13 protein-coding genes are annotated in these 14,770 nt (G+C 64.7%); 5 read left to right on the forward strand and 8 right to left on the reverse strand.

Annotation, left to right across the window (positions count from 1 at the left end):
* The first annotated feature begins 18 nt into the window (after positions 1-18).
* Positions 19-2,013 (forward strand): hypothetical protein, encoded by a 1,995-nt coding sequence (locus HOY34_RS05430; protein ID WP_172360585.1) that lies wholly within the window; start codon positions 19-21, stop codon positions 2,011-2,013.
* A gap of 199 nt (positions 2,014-2,212) precedes the next feature.
* Here the strand turns inward: HOY34_RS05430 and HOY34_RS05435 are convergent, their stop codons facing one another.
* From HOY34_RS05435 to ubiA, 5 genes are all read right to left on the reverse strand, one after another.
* Positions 2,213-2,728 (reverse strand): peptidoglycan-binding domain-containing protein, encoded by a 516-nt coding sequence (locus tag HOY34_RS05435; RefSeq protein WP_172360587.1) that lies wholly within the window; start codon positions 2,726-2,728, stop codon positions 2,213-2,215.
* Positions 2,729-2,981: 253 nt separating this feature from the next.
* Entirely contained in the window at positions 2,982-4,460 is a 1,479-nt protein-coding gene (locus tag HOY34_RS05440) for an NAD-dependent succinate-semialdehyde dehydrogenase (protein WP_172360589.1), read from the reverse strand.
* A gap of 192 nt (positions 4,461-4,652) precedes the next feature.
* Positions 4,653-4,982: a hypothetical protein gene (locus tag HOY34_RS05445; RefSeq protein WP_172360591.1), complete on the reverse strand. Its 330-nt coding sequence runs from the start codon at positions 4,980-4,982 to the stop codon at positions 4,653-4,655.
* 81 nt (positions 4,983-5,063) lie between these two features.
* Positions 5,064-7,331, reverse strand: a complete 2,268-nt coding sequence (locus tag HOY34_RS05450) for an OmpA family protein (RefSeq protein WP_172360593.1) — start codon at positions 7,329-7,331, stop codon at positions 5,064-5,066.
* Between the two features lie 147 nt (positions 7,332-7,478).
* Entirely contained in the window at positions 7,479-8,480 is a 1,002-nt protein-coding gene (ubiA, locus tag HOY34_RS05455; protein ID WP_172360707.1) for a 4-hydroxybenzoate octaprenyltransferase, read from the reverse strand.
* Positions 8,481-8,564: 84 nt separating this feature from the next.
* Between ubiA and HOY34_RS05460 the strand changes: the two genes are divergently transcribed.
* The 4 genes from HOY34_RS05460 (at position 8,565) to HOY34_RS05475 (ending at position 11,839) form a co-directional block, all read left to right on the forward strand.
* Positions 8,565-9,290, forward strand: coding sequence for a 16S rRNA (uracil(1498)-N(3))-methyltransferase (locus HOY34_RS05460; protein ID WP_172360595.1), 726 nt, complete (start codon positions 8,565-8,567; stop codon positions 9,288-9,290).
* A complete protein-coding gene (locus tag HOY34_RS05465; protein ID WP_172360597.1) occupies positions 9,287-9,865 on the forward strand; it encodes a hypothetical protein in 579 nt (192 codons plus the stop codon). Before HOY34_RS05460 ends, HOY34_RS05465 begins: the two co-directional genes overlap by 4 nt.
* A gap of 107 nt (positions 9,866-9,972) precedes the next feature.
* A complete protein-coding gene (locus HOY34_RS05470) occupies positions 9,973-11,319 on the forward strand; it encodes a glutamate--cysteine ligase (protein ID WP_172360599.1) in 1,347 nt (448 codons plus the stop codon).
* 274 nt (positions 11,320-11,593) lie between these two features.
* A complete protein-coding gene (locus tag HOY34_RS05475; protein ID WP_172360601.1) occupies positions 11,594-11,839 on the forward strand; it encodes a hypothetical protein in 246 nt (81 codons plus the stop codon).
* Between the two features lie 47 nt (positions 11,840-11,886).
* Here HOY34_RS05475 and plsY read toward each other — a convergent pair whose 3' ends face one another.
* The 3 genes from plsY to HOY34_RS05490 all read right to left on the reverse strand — a co-directional run bounded on the left by plsY (position 11,887) and on the right by HOY34_RS05490 (position 14,653).
* Positions 11,887-12,555 carry a glycerol-3-phosphate 1-O-acyltransferase PlsY gene (gene plsY, locus HOY34_RS05480; protein WP_172360603.1) on the reverse strand — a complete coding sequence of 223 codons (669 nt, stop codon included), beginning with the start codon at positions 12,553-12,555 and terminating at the stop codon, positions 11,887-11,889.
* Between the two features lie 202 nt (positions 12,556-12,757).
* Positions 12,758-14,035, reverse strand: coding sequence for a dihydroorotase (gene pyrC / locus HOY34_RS05485; RefSeq protein ID WP_172360605.1), 1,278 nt, complete (start codon positions 14,033-14,035; stop codon positions 12,758-12,760).
* A gap of 81 nt (positions 14,036-14,116) precedes the next feature.
* Positions 14,117-14,653, reverse strand: a complete 537-nt coding sequence (locus tag HOY34_RS05490) for a hypothetical protein (protein WP_172360607.1) — start codon at positions 14,651-14,653, stop codon at positions 14,117-14,119.
* Between the last annotated feature and the right edge of the window lie 117 nt (positions 14,654-14,770).

Below are 14,770 nucleotides of genomic sequence, written 5' to 3' on the forward strand. Positions count from 1 at the left end.
ATGTGCCGGAGCTACCCTATGTTTCTTAAGACTTTCATTCGGGCAAAGCGCATCCGTCCGGGGCTGGTCTGTATCGCGCTGCTGACTGTGCTGCTTTGGGCGCTGCAGCCTGCCAATGCGGAAACTGCCAATGCGGACTCTGTCAATGCGCGACCTGCGGCGACAGAGCCCATTCCCGCCTGGGTCGATGATCTGCCGGACATCACGGAAACCGCCCTCAGTGACGGTGTCTTGCAGACGGGTGAGACGAAATGGCTGCTGCAGGACCAGCAATTCGCCTGGCCCGACGGGCAGCGTGAGGTCTGGATCCGTGAGGTGCGCCAGCTTGGCACCGGGGCATCGGTGGCGCTGGCCTCGCAGCAGATCACTGAGTTCAATTTCCTCGATGAGGATCTGATCCTGAACCGGGCGCTGGTGATCCGCGACGGGGTGTCGCGTGATGTGACAGCCAGGGTTAAGGCCCCGGTTCCATATGACAGGCGTGAGCCGACTGTCATGATTGAAATCCCGGATCTGCGGCCAGGGGATATCCTGGATTTCTCTTACCTGCGCCGCTCTCTCGCCAGGACAAAGGGGTTTGATCATCGGGCGGTGGCCCGGCTTGACGGGGCCCTGCCGTCGCGTTTGCGCCGGGCCGTGGTGAACTGGCCTGCGGGCTGGGCGCGCAATCAGCGGCCGCTGCCGGGCTATGTCAGCCTGTCCCAGACGGCGCAGCCGGACGGCTCTTTCCGGCTGGAATATCGGGTCGGGCCGCATGAGATCCCGGACCCAGAGCCGCGCGTGCCCGGCTGGATCGAGCAGCAGGCCGTGCTGCATCTGAGTGCTGAAACCGACTGGTCGGCCCTGGCCACGGCGCTGGCCCCCGCTTACCCCACCGATGGGGCTTTGGGCAGCTGGCAGGATCTGCCGCAGCTGCGCGACGCGGGCGGCCAGGCCTTGCCCTGGCCCGATCAGGTCATTGCCGCGCAGCATCTGGTGCAGGACAGTATCATCGACACCGGGGGTGAGCGGTCTGAGGGCCCGGCCCGGATGCGCCCCGCTGCCGGGGTGATCGAAAGCGGCTATGGCTCGCCCTTTGAAAAGGCGCTGGTGCTGGCGACGGTGCTGCGCGACAGGGGGCTTGAGGCCGATATCGCCCTGGTCAGCACCACCCATGGCCATGGCCTCGATCAGCTGCCGCCCGCTGCCTCCTGGTTTGATCACGCGGTGGTGCGGGTGCAAAAGGACGGCCAGACCCTGTGGCTGGACCCGGATCGCCAGGTCAGGATTGCCTCGGCCAGGACCATGGCGCCGCTGACCTATGGTTTCGCATTGCCCATCACCCGGGATGGCAGGCTGACGCCGCTGCCCGCGCCGCCCGAACAGGTCTGGACCTCGGACGTGCGTGAGACATGGCGCTTTGCCCGGGATGGTCTCTATGCCGATGTGGTCACCGTAACTGGGGCCGATGCCGCCGGGGCGCTGCGGATGCAGCTTGAAGCCGAGGGGGCAGAGTGGTTCACTGAAGGTCTGGTCACCTATTATAACAACACTCACCCGGGGCTGGTCCTGCAGGCGCAACCAGAGATCAGCGATGACCCCGCAGCCAATGTCATCCGCACGCATGAGCGCTATTTCATCTCTGCCGGGGCGATGCAGGAGAATGGGACGCTGGACCGCTTTGTGGTTTTCAGTGAGAACTTCGTGGGTGAGCTGGCAATCGGTGAGCGGCATCTGTCCGGCTATGCGGCGCGCAGATGGCCGATGCTGGGGATGCTGCCCGGACATTTCCGCCACCGGGTTGAGGTGCAGAACCTGCCGATCGCGCTGATACCGCCTGATGAGGTGCGGCTGGAGAATGCGGGCTTCACCTATTCGAGAAAGGCATCCGCGCCGGATCAAAACAGCCTGGTGGTGGAATGGGGGTTTCTGGCCAATGGCGGGATCATTCCTGCGGGCGATGTTCCCGCCATGATGAATGACGCAGAGCTGGTCCAGGACACGACCTGGATTTCCTATACGCTGCGCGACTGAACCCGCACCTGGCAGGGGGGGGCTGCCCAGGGGCGCCGATCAGGGGCGCCGATTGCGCTGCAGATTGGGGGGCGTACTCCGACCGGGCCGATACTCTGGCCCGGTCGGTTGTTTCTCAGACCCGTCACCAGGATTGGGGGCTTATCCCGGTGCGATCCCGTGTCTGATCCGGGCGCGGGTCTGAGGGACCGGGATCAGCCTAGAACAGCAGCCCGTCATAGACCGCAAAGGCGCCGCCGGTGCTGCGCAGATTGGCGCTTGCGCCGCTGTCACGCGCCCAGGCGGTGATCGCATTATAGGTGCCGGTGCCAAAGGTGCCGTCGATGCTGCCGTAATAGTAACCTGCCCGGCGCAGCTGGCGCTGGATGGCTTTGCGCTCGCTTACGCTATAGGTGCGGAAAGCCTGGCCGGCGGGCGTTGCATGGACAGAGTTATAGGTCTGCGGTGCCGGGCGATGCGGGCGATAGGTGGGCGCGGGCGGCGGAACATAGGCCGGCGGCGGGGCCACATATTGCGGCGGCTGGTAGTAGCCGGGCTGGTTGTGCTGGCGGCGGTGCTGTCCGTTCTGGATCAGCTGATCCACGATAACAGCGGTGGCAACCCCGGCCACAAACCCCTGTTCCTTTTTGCCCCAGGCAAGCGCGGGCATCGAGGTCAGGCCAAGCGAGGTGGCGGCAATCAAAGCAACAGCAGCGGTGCGAAATTTCGGCAGCATAGCGGGTCCTTTCCCTGAATGATCCGCCCATCCATCCCGGCAATCACTGCGCCGGGGGCAGGTCGGGGCGTCATGTCTGAAACCATGGCCACAACCGGGCCTGTCAGGCAAAATCAGTCAGATGTCAGCGGAAATCAGGGCTTCGTTATGAGATATCACCTTTTATATCAATGTGTTGCGTTTCAGGCTGCCGAAACGGAAAAAGGGGGCGCAAGCGCCCCCTCTTTGGTTCGGTATGAACGGCCCCGGTCTGTCAGAGGCTGAGGCAGATGTATTTCATTTCCAGATAGTCCTCGGTGCCGTGATGGCTGCCTTCGCGGCCCAGACCCGATTGCTTGACGCCGCCGAACGGGGCCTCGGCGGTTGAGATCAGCCCGGTGTTCACACCGACGATGCCATATTCCAGCGCTTCCTGGACGCGGGTGATGCGGCCGATGTCGCGGGAATAGAAGTAAGAGGCCAGGCCGAAAATCGTGTCATTGGCCTTGGCCACGACCTCTTCTTCGGTCTCGAATTTGAACAGCGGCGCCAGCGGGCCGAAGGTCTCCTCATTGGTGACCAGCATATCCTGGGTGACATTGGTCAGGATGGTGGGTTCGAAGAACGAGCCGCCCAGCTGATGGCGCTTGCCGCCAAGGGCCACGATGGCGCCTTTGGCTTTCGCGTCGGCGATATGTTCCTCGACCTTTTCCACCGCCGCGACATTGACCAGCGGCCCGAACTGAACCGGATCCGAGAGGCCGTCGCCGACTTTGGTCTTTGCGACCGCCTGGGCCAGTTTTTCGGCAAAGCTGTCATAGACGCCAGCCTGAACATAGATGCGATTCGCGCAGACGCAGGTCTGGCCGTTGTTGCGGAACTTGGACAGCATCGCGCCCTCGACCGCCTTGTCCAGATCGGCGTCGTCAAAGACGATGAAAGGCGCATTGCCGCCCAGCTCCATCGAGCATTTCATCACCTGATCCGCGGCCTGGCGCAGCAGGATCCGCCCCACCTCGGTCGAGCCGGTGAAGGTCAGCTTGCGCACGATGGGGTTCTCGCAGAACTCTTTGCCGATGTCGGACGAGCGTTTCGAGGTGATGACCGAGAAGACCTCGCCGGGGATCCCGGCGCGTTCGGCCAGAACCGCGATGGCCAGCGCCGAAAGCGGGGTTTCTGCCGCCGGGCGGGCGACAAAGGCGCAGCCGACGGCCAGCGCCGGGCCGCATTTGCGGGTGATCATCGCATTGGGGAAGTTCCAGGGCGTGATCGAGGCGACGACGCCGATTGGCTGTTTGATCACTGTGATGCGCTTGTCGGGCTGGTGGCCGGGAATGGTCTCGCCATAGACGCGCTTGGCCTCTTCGGCGAACCATTCGATGAAGCTGGCGCCATAGGCGATTTCGCCCTTGGCCTCGGCCAGAGGCTTGCCCATTTCGGCGGTCAGGATGGTGCCCAGGTCGTCCTGGTTCGCCATCATCAGGTCGAACCATTTGCGCAGGATCTGGCTGCGCTCTTTGCCGGTGCGGGCGGCCCAGGCCTTCTGGCCTTTTTCCGCGGCGGCGATGGCGCGGGCGGTCTCGGCGCGGCCCAGATTGGGCACGCGGGCGATCACATCGCCCCGGGCCGGGTTGACGATTTCAAAGGTCGAGCCGTCATCGGCATCGATCCATGCGCCTGCCACCCAGGCCTTTTCGACCAGCAGCGATGGGTCTTTCAGAAGCGAACGAAGATTGGTCACGGAATCGAGCATGAGAGGCCTCGCATGAAGAAGGGGGCTGGAAGGATAGCTGATCGCCTGGCAGCTGGGTGGCACTTATAGGGCCACTTGTCCAGTTACAGGCTGCCGATCAGTCCAGTTTGGGGGCAAATCCGGGAATGGCTGGCGGCATTGCCGCGCCCCCCGCTGCCCTTTGTTCCGCGCCCTGGCCCGCCCGCCGCGCCCTTAGCTATTGGCGTGCATGCGTTCGATATAGGCGCGCATCTCTTCGGCCTCCTGGCGGGCCTCGCGCAGGCCATCCATGGCGGCGCGCAGCTCTGCCTCGGTCTGGCTGATCTGGTTGCCCAGCTCTGCCTCGCGCGATTCCAGCCAGATAACCGCCTGATCGCGCATCTCTTCGGTCTCATGCAGCGCCTGGGCGAGGCGTTCCAGTTCAGAGAGGTCGTCGCCCGCATTGCGCGAAAAGCGGTGCAGCAGCCAGTGGCCGAACCAGCCCATCGCAAAGGCCAGCAAGAGGATGACCGAAGTGGCGATGATGAATTCAATCCGGTTCATAGAGGCGTTCTTTCCTGGCGGTGGCAGTGGCGGGTGCAGAGCAGTGGCGGCGGGGCCCGCCTCTGCCTTTGGGGCGGTTGGTCATTCTGCGGTTGATGAAGCCGGGCGGGTGCGCGGGCGCGGCGTCATCTCGGTCGGGGCAAGCGAAGGGCCGTCATAGGTGAATACGACCGCGCCTTCGGTCTCGCCCGCAGTCGGGGCAGCCGCGTCTGGGGCAGCGGCGTTCAGGTTAGCCGCGTTCGGGGCGGGCGTTTCTGCAGAGGCGGCGCTGCCATCTGCGCCGCCTTCGGCAGCCTCTGCTGGGGCGGCATCCTCCGCTCCGGCCTCTGATGCTGTGGTATCCGAGGCGGCCGCATCGCCATCCTGGGGCGTGTCTGCGTCAGTTTCAGCCTCAGCCGCAGATGTGGTATCGGCCCCGGCCTCTTCTGCGACCGTTGCCTCAGCTGTGGCCTCATCTGCGGGCGCAGTTTCAGGGGCCGCTTGCGTGGGAGCCGCCTGCGCGGTTTCGGCATCTGCGCCGATCAGCCGGAACTCGATCCGGCGGTTTGCCTCGCGCCCGGCCTCGGTGCCGTTGTCGGCGATGGGCGTGCTTTCGCCATAGCCGACAGCGGTCATGTTCGAGGTGTCGATCCGCCGCCCCTGCAGCGCCATCAGCACCGCCTCAGCCCGCGCCTGGCTAAGCGCCGCATTGCCGCTTTCCGAGCCCTGCGAATCGGTATGGCCGCCGATTTCCATCGCAATCGCGGGGCAAAGCTTCAGCACTTCGGCAATCTCGCCGATGATCGGCCCCGCCTCTGAGGCGATCTCGGCCGAGCCGGCGGTAAAGTTGATTTTGCCCTTCGCCATGATGCGGGCGACATCTGCGGCGCATTCGCGCGGCGTCGGCAGGGCGGCCAGCGGGTCGAGCTTCTTGTCATAGGTGACCTCGACGCGGAAATTCTGGCCCTGGCCCAGCTCGGATGACAGGATCTGGGTGATCCGCGCCCTTGCCTCCTGGTTGCCGGTGACGCCGCGCAGCTCGACCGTGTCGGCGCGCACGACCAGCGTGCCCTCGGCCAGCATGGAAAGCGAATCGAGGCCTGCCAGCACCCGCACCGGCCAGCCATCGGGCAGCTCGGCGTCGAGCACTGTGCCCACATAGACATCGCCTGCGGTGAAAGAGGCGCGGGCAAAGGCGTCAACCGCCGATTGCTGCGCCTCATCCACCAGACGCCCGCGCAGCTCGACCCGGCCAGATGCGGTCAGGCGGGCGGTGAACTCTGCCGGGCCCCGGATCGCGGCGTCCTGGGCAGGCGGCACCGGGGTCAGCGAGAATACATCCGGCAGCCCGGCGCGAAGATCGCCGATTGCGGTGTCGAAAGCCGCCTGGGTGACGCCTTCGCCCGCCTCAAAGGTGATATCGGCATCCGAGAAGGTCACCACGCCATGGCCCATGGTGCCAAGGGTGCGGATCGCCAGCGCGGCCCCTTCGGCCCAACGCGGCGTGGGGGTGCCCAGCCCGACGGTGCAGATTGCAGGCCCCTCCATCCCGGCAGCGGCAGCGGCGGCAAGGATCTGGCCGCGTGCGCGGTCGGTATCGGCCGAACAGGCGTCAAACCGCGCGCCGCCCGCATCGACCACAAAGCGCAGCGTGAAGGGCGTAATCACCGGGCGCGGCGCGGAAATCGCCGTTTCCAGCCGCATATCGGCGGGCTTTCTCTTGTTCAACTCGGCCTCGAAACGGCGCTTTTCGGCGGGGCTGTCGGCGATGGCGGTCACCCGCACCTCGCCCGCCGAGACCGAGATTTTCGAGCGTTTCAGCAGCGACAGCGCATCCAGCCCAAAGCGCAGCGAGGCATCCCAGTTCGCGGGCGCGGGCCAGTTGGCGGTTTGCAACATATTGGTTGCGCGGGCATCTGCGGGGGTCATTGCATTGGCGGCCTCGGTCAGGCCATCGCTGTCCAGCGCCCCTTCGGCATTTTGCGCCGGGATCAGGCCGATCAGCTGGATGCCATCATCATTGCGCAGCATCTCGACGGTAAAGCGGGGGGCCTCGATGGCGGTGGTGGGCGCGACCTCAAGCCCGTCGCGGATGCGCGAGCTGTCAACCAGGCTGCCCACCAGGTTCAGGGCGCGAAAGCGGGCGGCCTCATTCGGGGCCATGCCCGTCAGGCCGACCTGCATCCCGTCGGTGGCGACGCTGACCCAGTCCATATTCGCCTCGCGCAGCTTTTCGCTGACCACGCTGTCGGTGCGGCTTTCGATGATCAGCGCCGAGAAAAAGGCGATTGCAAACATAAGCAACCCGGCCAGAGCAAAGGCGATGGCACCAAGGGCGGCACGGGGCAGTTTAAGCAGGCGTTGCGGCAAAGGAGAAACCCGGTTTGGCAGAGCAGGGCAATATCGGCCTGGCCGGGGCGGTTCCCAAATGGCACAGCGCGGCCCCGGTCAGGGGCGGGCTGTCGGAATCGTCCGGCGCAGCCCCCCGTTCCTAGGCCTTCACACCCAGGGGATCAATCAAAGGAAAGCCGAGGCGGCAAGAAACAGCACAGGGATCAGCCCCGCATCCCGGTTCGAGCGGAAAAGCCGCAGGCAGATCGCCGGGTCGTTGATGTCCAGCCGCTTCATCTGCCACAGCATATGCAGCCCGAAGGCCCAGACGCCCAAAAGCGCCAGCAACATCGGCATCACCCCGCGTGAGGCCGGGATCGCCAGGATCACCGCCAGCGCCATCAGCACCACGCTCGCCCCCAGAAAACCCGCCAGCCATTTGCCCGAATTGTCGCCAAACAGCCGCGCCGTCGATTTCACCCCGATCAGCGCGTCATCTTCCTTGTCCTGATGCGCATAGATGGTGTCGTAAAACAGGGTCCAGACAATCCCCGACAGCCAGAGAACCCCCGCCGCAGGCGCAAGGCTGCCGCTATGCGCGGCCCATAGAAGCACCGCCCCCCAGTTGAACGCGAGGCCCAGGAACACCTGCGGCCACCAGGTGAAGCGCTTGGCAAAGGGATAGATCGCCACCAAGGCCAGCGAGGCAATCCCCAGCCCGACCGACAGCCAGTTGTAACTCAGCAGGATCAGCGCCGCGATCAGCATCTGCGCCACCATCCAGACCAGCGCCCCCTTCACCGTCACCTGCCCCGAGGGCAGCGGGCGCGAGCGTGTCCGCTCGACCGCGCCGTCGATATGGCGGTCGGTGATGTCATTCCAGGTGCAGCCCGCGCCGCGCATCAGAAAGGCCCCGATCCCCGATGAGACCACCAGCCACAGATCAAAGCCCGAGAACCCCGCGCCGCTGTTTGCCGCCAGCGCAATCGCCCAGAGGCAGGGGATCCACAAAAGCCAGGTGCCGATCGGGCGATCCGCGCGTGACAGCCGCAGCCATGGGCGCAGCGCCTGAGGCGCATAAAGATCGACCCAATTGTCCTTTGGCGCATCGGCGACGCTGCCTGGCCCCTGGGCACCTTTGATCTTGCTGGCAGTGGCCTGCAGCTGATCTGCCAGATCCTCGGCCATCTCGCGGCTGATATCTGCATCTGATCCGGGCAAAGCTGCGTCTGGCTCTGGAATTTTGTCGCTCGGGGCCATAGTCTTACCTCCATGGCAGGGCCGAAAGTCAGACTTTATGTAGATCAGCCTCTCGGGCAGGGGCAAGCCGTCGCGCTTACCGAAGGCGCGGCGAATTATCTTTTTGCGGTGATGCGTCTGGGCGTGGGGGCCGAGGTGCTGCTGTTCAACGGCCAGCATGGCGAATGGCGGGCGCGGGTGGCCGAGGCGAACAAGCGGCGCGGCCTGCTGATCTGCGACGAACAGACCCGCCCGCAGGATTTCCCGCCCGATCTGTGGCTGATCTTCACGCCGATCAAAAAAGAGCGCACCAATTTCATCGTTGAAAAAGCGGTCGAGCTGGGGGTGGCGCGGCTTTTGCCGGTCACCACCCGGCGCATGAATGCCGAGCGGTTGCGTCTGGATAAGCAGCAGGCCCATGCGGTTGAGGCGGCCGAGCAATGCGGCGCGACCTTCGTGCCCAGGATCCAGGATCTGCAACCGCTTGACCGCCTGCTGGCCGACTGGCCGCAGGGGCGCAGGCTTTACTGGGCCGATGAGGTGCGGGCGGGCGCGGATGGCAGCTGGCCCGGGGCACCCGGCGATCCGGCGGCGATCCTGATCGGGCCCGAGGGCGGCTTTACGCCCGAGGAACGGGCGAAGCTGGACAGTCTGGATTTTGTCAGCCCGGTGGCGCTTGGGCCGCGCATCCTGCGGGCCGAGACCGCGGCGCTGGCGGCGGTGACCCTGTGGCAGACCCGGTTCGGGGACTGGATATGATCCGCCCCGAGGTCATCGCCGGTTTCCGGCGCTGGCAGGACATGGCGCTTGGTCTGGCGCTGATGCTTTTCGGGGCCTGGATCTTTTCAGGCGGCACGCTGATCTGGCAGCTGTCCGGCCTTGGGCTGATGGCGCTTGGCCTTGGCTGGACGATCAACGCATGGCGGCGGATGCGCTTTCAGTCTGACCCTTCGGCCCCTGGTCTGATCGAGATTGACGAGGGCCGCGTGCGCTTCCTGCATCCGGTGATGGGCGGCGAGATCAGCCTGAACGATCTGAGCGAGCTGAAACTGATCACCCTGCGCGGCCGCCTGTTGTGGCAGATGCGCGATCTGTCTGGGGCGCGGCTGGTGGTGCCGCTTGATTCTGCCGGGGCGGGGGATCTGGCGGATGCCTTTGCCAGCCTGCCGGGCCTGACCATGCCCGATCTGATCCGCGCCCTTGATCACGATGCGGGCATCATGGCCGCAGCGGGTGCGGCGGATAGCAGTCTGCCAGTCACGGGTCTGCCAGTCACGGGGCTGCGCGAGACCCTTGTCTGGACACGGCCCGGCAGCGGCATTCGGGCGCTCTGATGCGACATAAGCGCAAAGGCTGTGCATAAGGCGGGCTTGACAATATCCCCCCGGACAGCACAGGTCATGTCGCCTGTGAACCTTATCTGCCAAGCCGGAGCCAGCCCATGTCGATACCCCAGTCCGGAGGCGGTCTGATCGAGAACCGCGACCAGCTCGCGGCATTGCTGGAAAGCGGCTGTAAGCCGAAATCCGACTGGCGCATCGGCACCGAACACGAGAAATTCGGCTGGCTGACCGACAGCCGCCAACCGCTGCCCTATGCCGGAGAACGCTCGATTTCCGCGATCTTCGCAGGGCTTGAGGCGCGGTTCGGCTGGCAGCCGGTCAGCGAGGGCGGCAATGTCATCGGCCTGACCCGCAATGGCGCGAATATCAGCCTGGAACCCGGCGGCCAGTTCGAGCTGTCAGGCGCCCCGCTGGCGACGATCCATGAAACCGCCGCCGAGCTGGACAATCATTTCACTGAGGTCGCCGCCGTGACCGAGGGCATGGGCGTGCGCTTCATGGGCATCGGCGCCGCGCCGGAATGGTCGCATGATCAAATGCCGGTGATGCCGAAAGGGCGTTATCGGCTGATGACCGATTACATGGGCCGCGTCGGCACCCATGGCACGCAGATGATGTATCGCACCTCGACGGTGCAGGTGAACCTCGACTACGCGTCTGAGGCGGATATGGTGAAGAAACTGCGCGTGGCGCTGGCTTTGCAGCCGGTGGCGACGGCGCTTTTCGCCTCTTCCCCCTTCTTCGATGGCAAGCTGAACGGGCATAAGTCCTGGCGCTCGCGGATCTGGCGGGGCCTTGATGACAGCCGCACCGGCATGCTGCCCTTCGCCTTTGAGGATGGCATGGGCTTCCAGCGTTATGTCGACTGGGTGCTGGATGTGCCGATGTATTTCGTCTACCGCGATGGCAAATATATCAATGCCCTGGGCCAGTCGTTCCGCGATTTCCTTGACGGGAAACTGCCCGCGCTGCCGGGCGAAAAGCCCACACTTTCCGACTGGGCCGACCATCTGACCACCGTATTCCCCGAGGCCCGCGTCAAGAAATACATCGAGATGCGCGGTGCCGATTGCGGCGACCGGGCGCATGTGATCGCGCTGCCCGCCTTCTGGACCGGGCTGACCTATGACGACGCAGCCCTTGATGCCGCATGGGAGCTGGTGCGCGGCTTTGACGCTGAAACCCGCGAGGGGCTGCGGGTCGCGGCCTCGGTCTCGGCGCTGCAGGGCGAGGCCAATGGCGTGAAGCTGGCCGATCTGGCGCATGCGGCGCTGTCCCTGTCGCAGGCGGGGCTGGCGGCACGCGGGCTTGGCGAAGAGGCCTGGCTTGCACCGCTGGTGGCTGCGGTCAAATCGGGCAAGGTGCAGGCGGACCGCTGGCTCGATCACTACCACGGCGACTGGGCGGGTAACCTGACCCCGATCTATGAGGCGGCCAGCTTCTGAGGCCGCTTGCCTGCGGGTGGGGCCCCTGGATGGACGACTTGCGAGAGTAAGCGCTGATCCCCGGATGGGCCAGGCGCTGCGCTGCAGGCAGGTCACATGGTCGGGTGGGGCCGAGTGGGGCCGGCTGGGAAGGTCAGCAATTCCCCACGGCTACCGCAGTAAAAATACCGACGTTTTTCATTGCCTTTTCGGGAGCCGGCCGTCATCCTGATGGCCGTTGCGTTCAGGTATCCTCGCCACGAAGGATACGCGTAAAATAAGGAAAAGGGACAAAATGCGTCAGGCTGTTATCAAATCATTCGACCTGCTGGTCACCGTTCTTGCTGGTCTTATCGTCATCGTTGCTCTGATTGCAGGCGTTGCGGGCATGGCCAAGGTTGGCTTCTTCTATGGGCTTGCCGTGATCATTGGCGGCATCCTTTATGCGATCGTTTTCGCGGGCGGCCTTTATCTGCTGATCGGCATCCATGAGAATTCCAAGCGCACCGCCGATGCGGTCGAGCGTCTCGCCAGCCGCTGAGCGCGGCCCGCAAGACGATCAGCTGATCTCAGCACAGGGACGTCGGATCAGGGTTGATCCGGCGTCTTTTTCTTTGCGCCGATCTTCGGCTCGGTGCCCATTTTGATCCGCACCAGATTGGCGCTGTGGCGGATGTAGATCAGGATGGTCAGCACCAATACCAAAAGCAGCATCCGCCCGGCATTCGGGGTTTGGAAGACAGCAGGCATATCCGGCAGGTTGACCATCCAAAGCCAGACCGGGGTAACTGCGGCTGAAAACAGCGCCGCGACCGAGGAGATCCGGGTCACAATCGCTGCGAAAAGCCAGGTCAGGCAGGTCAGCACACCGACAGGCCAGGCCAGCGCCAGCAGGATGCCAAGGAAGGTTGCCACGCCTTTGCCACCGCGAAAGCCGCCGAAGACCGGCCAGAGATGGCCGATGAAGGCCGCCAGCCCCGCCAGCTGCGCCGCATCGCCTGCGCCGCCCGTCCACCACCGCGCCAGCACCACCGCCAGCGCCCCTTTGCCGCCATCCAGCAAAAGCGTCGCCAGCGCGGCCGCCTTATTGCCGGTGCGCAGCACATTGGTCGCGCCAATATTGCCCGAGCCAATCTGGCGCAGATCCCCCAGCCCCATCAGCCGGGTGATCAGCACGCCAAACGGCACCGCCCCCAGCAGGTAAGAGAGGATTGCAATGATGATCATCGTGTCCTGCGCGGTCACAAAGTCCGGCATGGGGCAGTTCCTTCTTCCTTGACGCCGCTGATGGGCGATGGCTTGCGCGCTGTCAGTCAGTCTTTTGCATCAGCCGGTCTTTTGAAACAGGCGGTCGTTTGTAACAGTCAGTCGTTTGTAACAGTCTGGCATTTGCAGCAGGCGGGCATTTCTAACATTCCGGCGCATTCGTCTCAGACCGGCGGGTTTGCGTCAGTCCTGGTTACTCGGTCAGGCGAAACACCTCTTGCCCGCCGACCCAGGTGGCCAGCACACGCCCCTCCATCCTGGCGCCATCAAAGGGGGTATTCTTTGATTTTGACTTAAGTGTGAAGCGATTCATCAGGAAAGGCGCATCCGGGTCAAACAATATCAGATCCGCCGGGGCGCCGGGCGACATGCGGCCCTGCGGCAGGCCCAGCCGGTTTGCCGGGTTCAGCGCCAGGGCGCGGAACAGCTGCGGCAGGCTGAGGTGCCCGGCGTGATAAAGCCGCATCGCGGCGGCAAGGATCGTCTCAAGCCCCACCGCGCCGGGGGCGGCCTCTTCAAAGGGCAGCCGTTTCGATTCCTCATCGGCGGGGGTGTGGAACGAGGCGATCACGTCGATCAGCCCATCGGCCAGTGCCGCGATGATCGCCTGGCGGTCCTCTTCAGATCGCAGGGGCGGGGTCAGTTTGAAGAAGGTGCGGTAATCGCCCAGATCCATCTCATTCAGCGTCAGATGGTGGATCGAGGTGCCCGCCGTCACATCCAGCCCCGCCGCTTTGGCGCGGGCCAGGGCGGGCAGCGAATGGGCGGTGGTGATCTGATCGGCGTGATAGCGGGCGCGGGTCATTTCAACCAGGGCCAGATCACGCTCCAGCCCGATGCGTTCGGCGATGGGCGAGACGGCGGGAATACCGCGGAAGCTGGCGAATTTGCCGCTGGTCGCCGCGCCGCCCTTTGACAGCACGGGTTCCTGCACATGGCCCACCACCAGCGCCCCCAGCGAGCGCGCATAGGTCAGCGCCCTGCTTAACGCGCGGGTATTGTCCGAGACGTGGAAGCCGTCGGTAAAGGCCAGCGCGCCTGCGTCCAGCAAAAAGCCGATCTCGGTCATCTCATGGCCTTCGCGGCCCTTGGTCAGCGCGGCCATATGGCGGATGCGCACGGGGGCGGCCTCGGCTGCGCGACGGGTGACGAATTCCAGCACCTCGGGCGTGTCGATGGCGGGGCTGGTATCGGGCCGCGCGATCACCGTGGTCACACCGCCCGCCGCCGCAGCAAGGCCTGCCGAGCGGAAGCTTTCGCGGTGCCGCTCGCCCGGCTCGCCGATCTTGACGCCCCAGTCGACGATCCCGGGCGCAAGGCATTTGCCGCCGCAATCGATGGTCACCGCGCCCTTGGGCAGCTTTTTGGCATTCTCGGCGATCAGGCCGTCAACCACCGTCAGAGAGCCGATGGAGTCGGTCTGGGTTTCAGGGTCGATCAGGCGGGCATTGGTAAAGTGGATGATGGTCATTCCAGGTCCGGGGCGATGGATGGATCGGTAAGGCGCGAAGGCCCGGCTTCGGGCGGGGTGGAGCAGGATCGGGGGGCAGGATCAGGGAGGCAGGTCAGTCTGGGTCGGTCTGTCGTTTTTGTCAGGCGAGGTGCAGCTGGTCTGTATCTGGCGGATCAGGGTGACAAGCCCCCATCCGTCTGCCAGCCGGCGAAATCCGGTGCGGGCGAGATATTTATCGCCATCCGTGTCAGAGGCAACATAATCGCACAGATCAATGTCAATGCTGCCTGTCTTATGATCCTCACGGATCTCAAGGAAGTTCCGCGCGGTGATCGGCCAGCTGGCAAAGCGCGGCCAGCGCCCGCCCAGCCGCATCAGCGCCCGCCCGCCAGTGATGGTGCCGGGGGGCGCGAGGGTCAGCGCATAGCGGGTGTTGCGCAGATCCCGTTCGCGGCCGCGAATGCGCCCGATGATCAGCCACCAGATCCCATAAAGCGCCAGCGCCGCGCCAGACAGCGCCAGCCCGGTCAAAAGCCCGCGCAGCGGCAGGGCAGGCGGGTTTTTGGTCAGGCTGGCGGAACTCAGTATCCCGATGACAAACAGCCCCAGAATGCACAAGGCCGCCAGTGCCGCCACGCCAATCAGCAGATCGTCACGCGAGATATGCCATTCAGAACCGGGCCGCCCGCTCCAGATCAGTGTCTCGCCTGGATCGAGATCCGCCTGCCAGAAGGCCTGATCCGCGGGGCTGAG

Origin of the sequence: Pseudogemmobacter hezensis, from assembly GCF_013155295.1 — a bacterium.
Classification (GTDB): domain Bacteria; phylum Pseudomonadota; class Alphaproteobacteria; order Rhodobacterales; family Rhodobacteraceae; genus Pseudogemmobacter; species Pseudogemmobacter hezensis.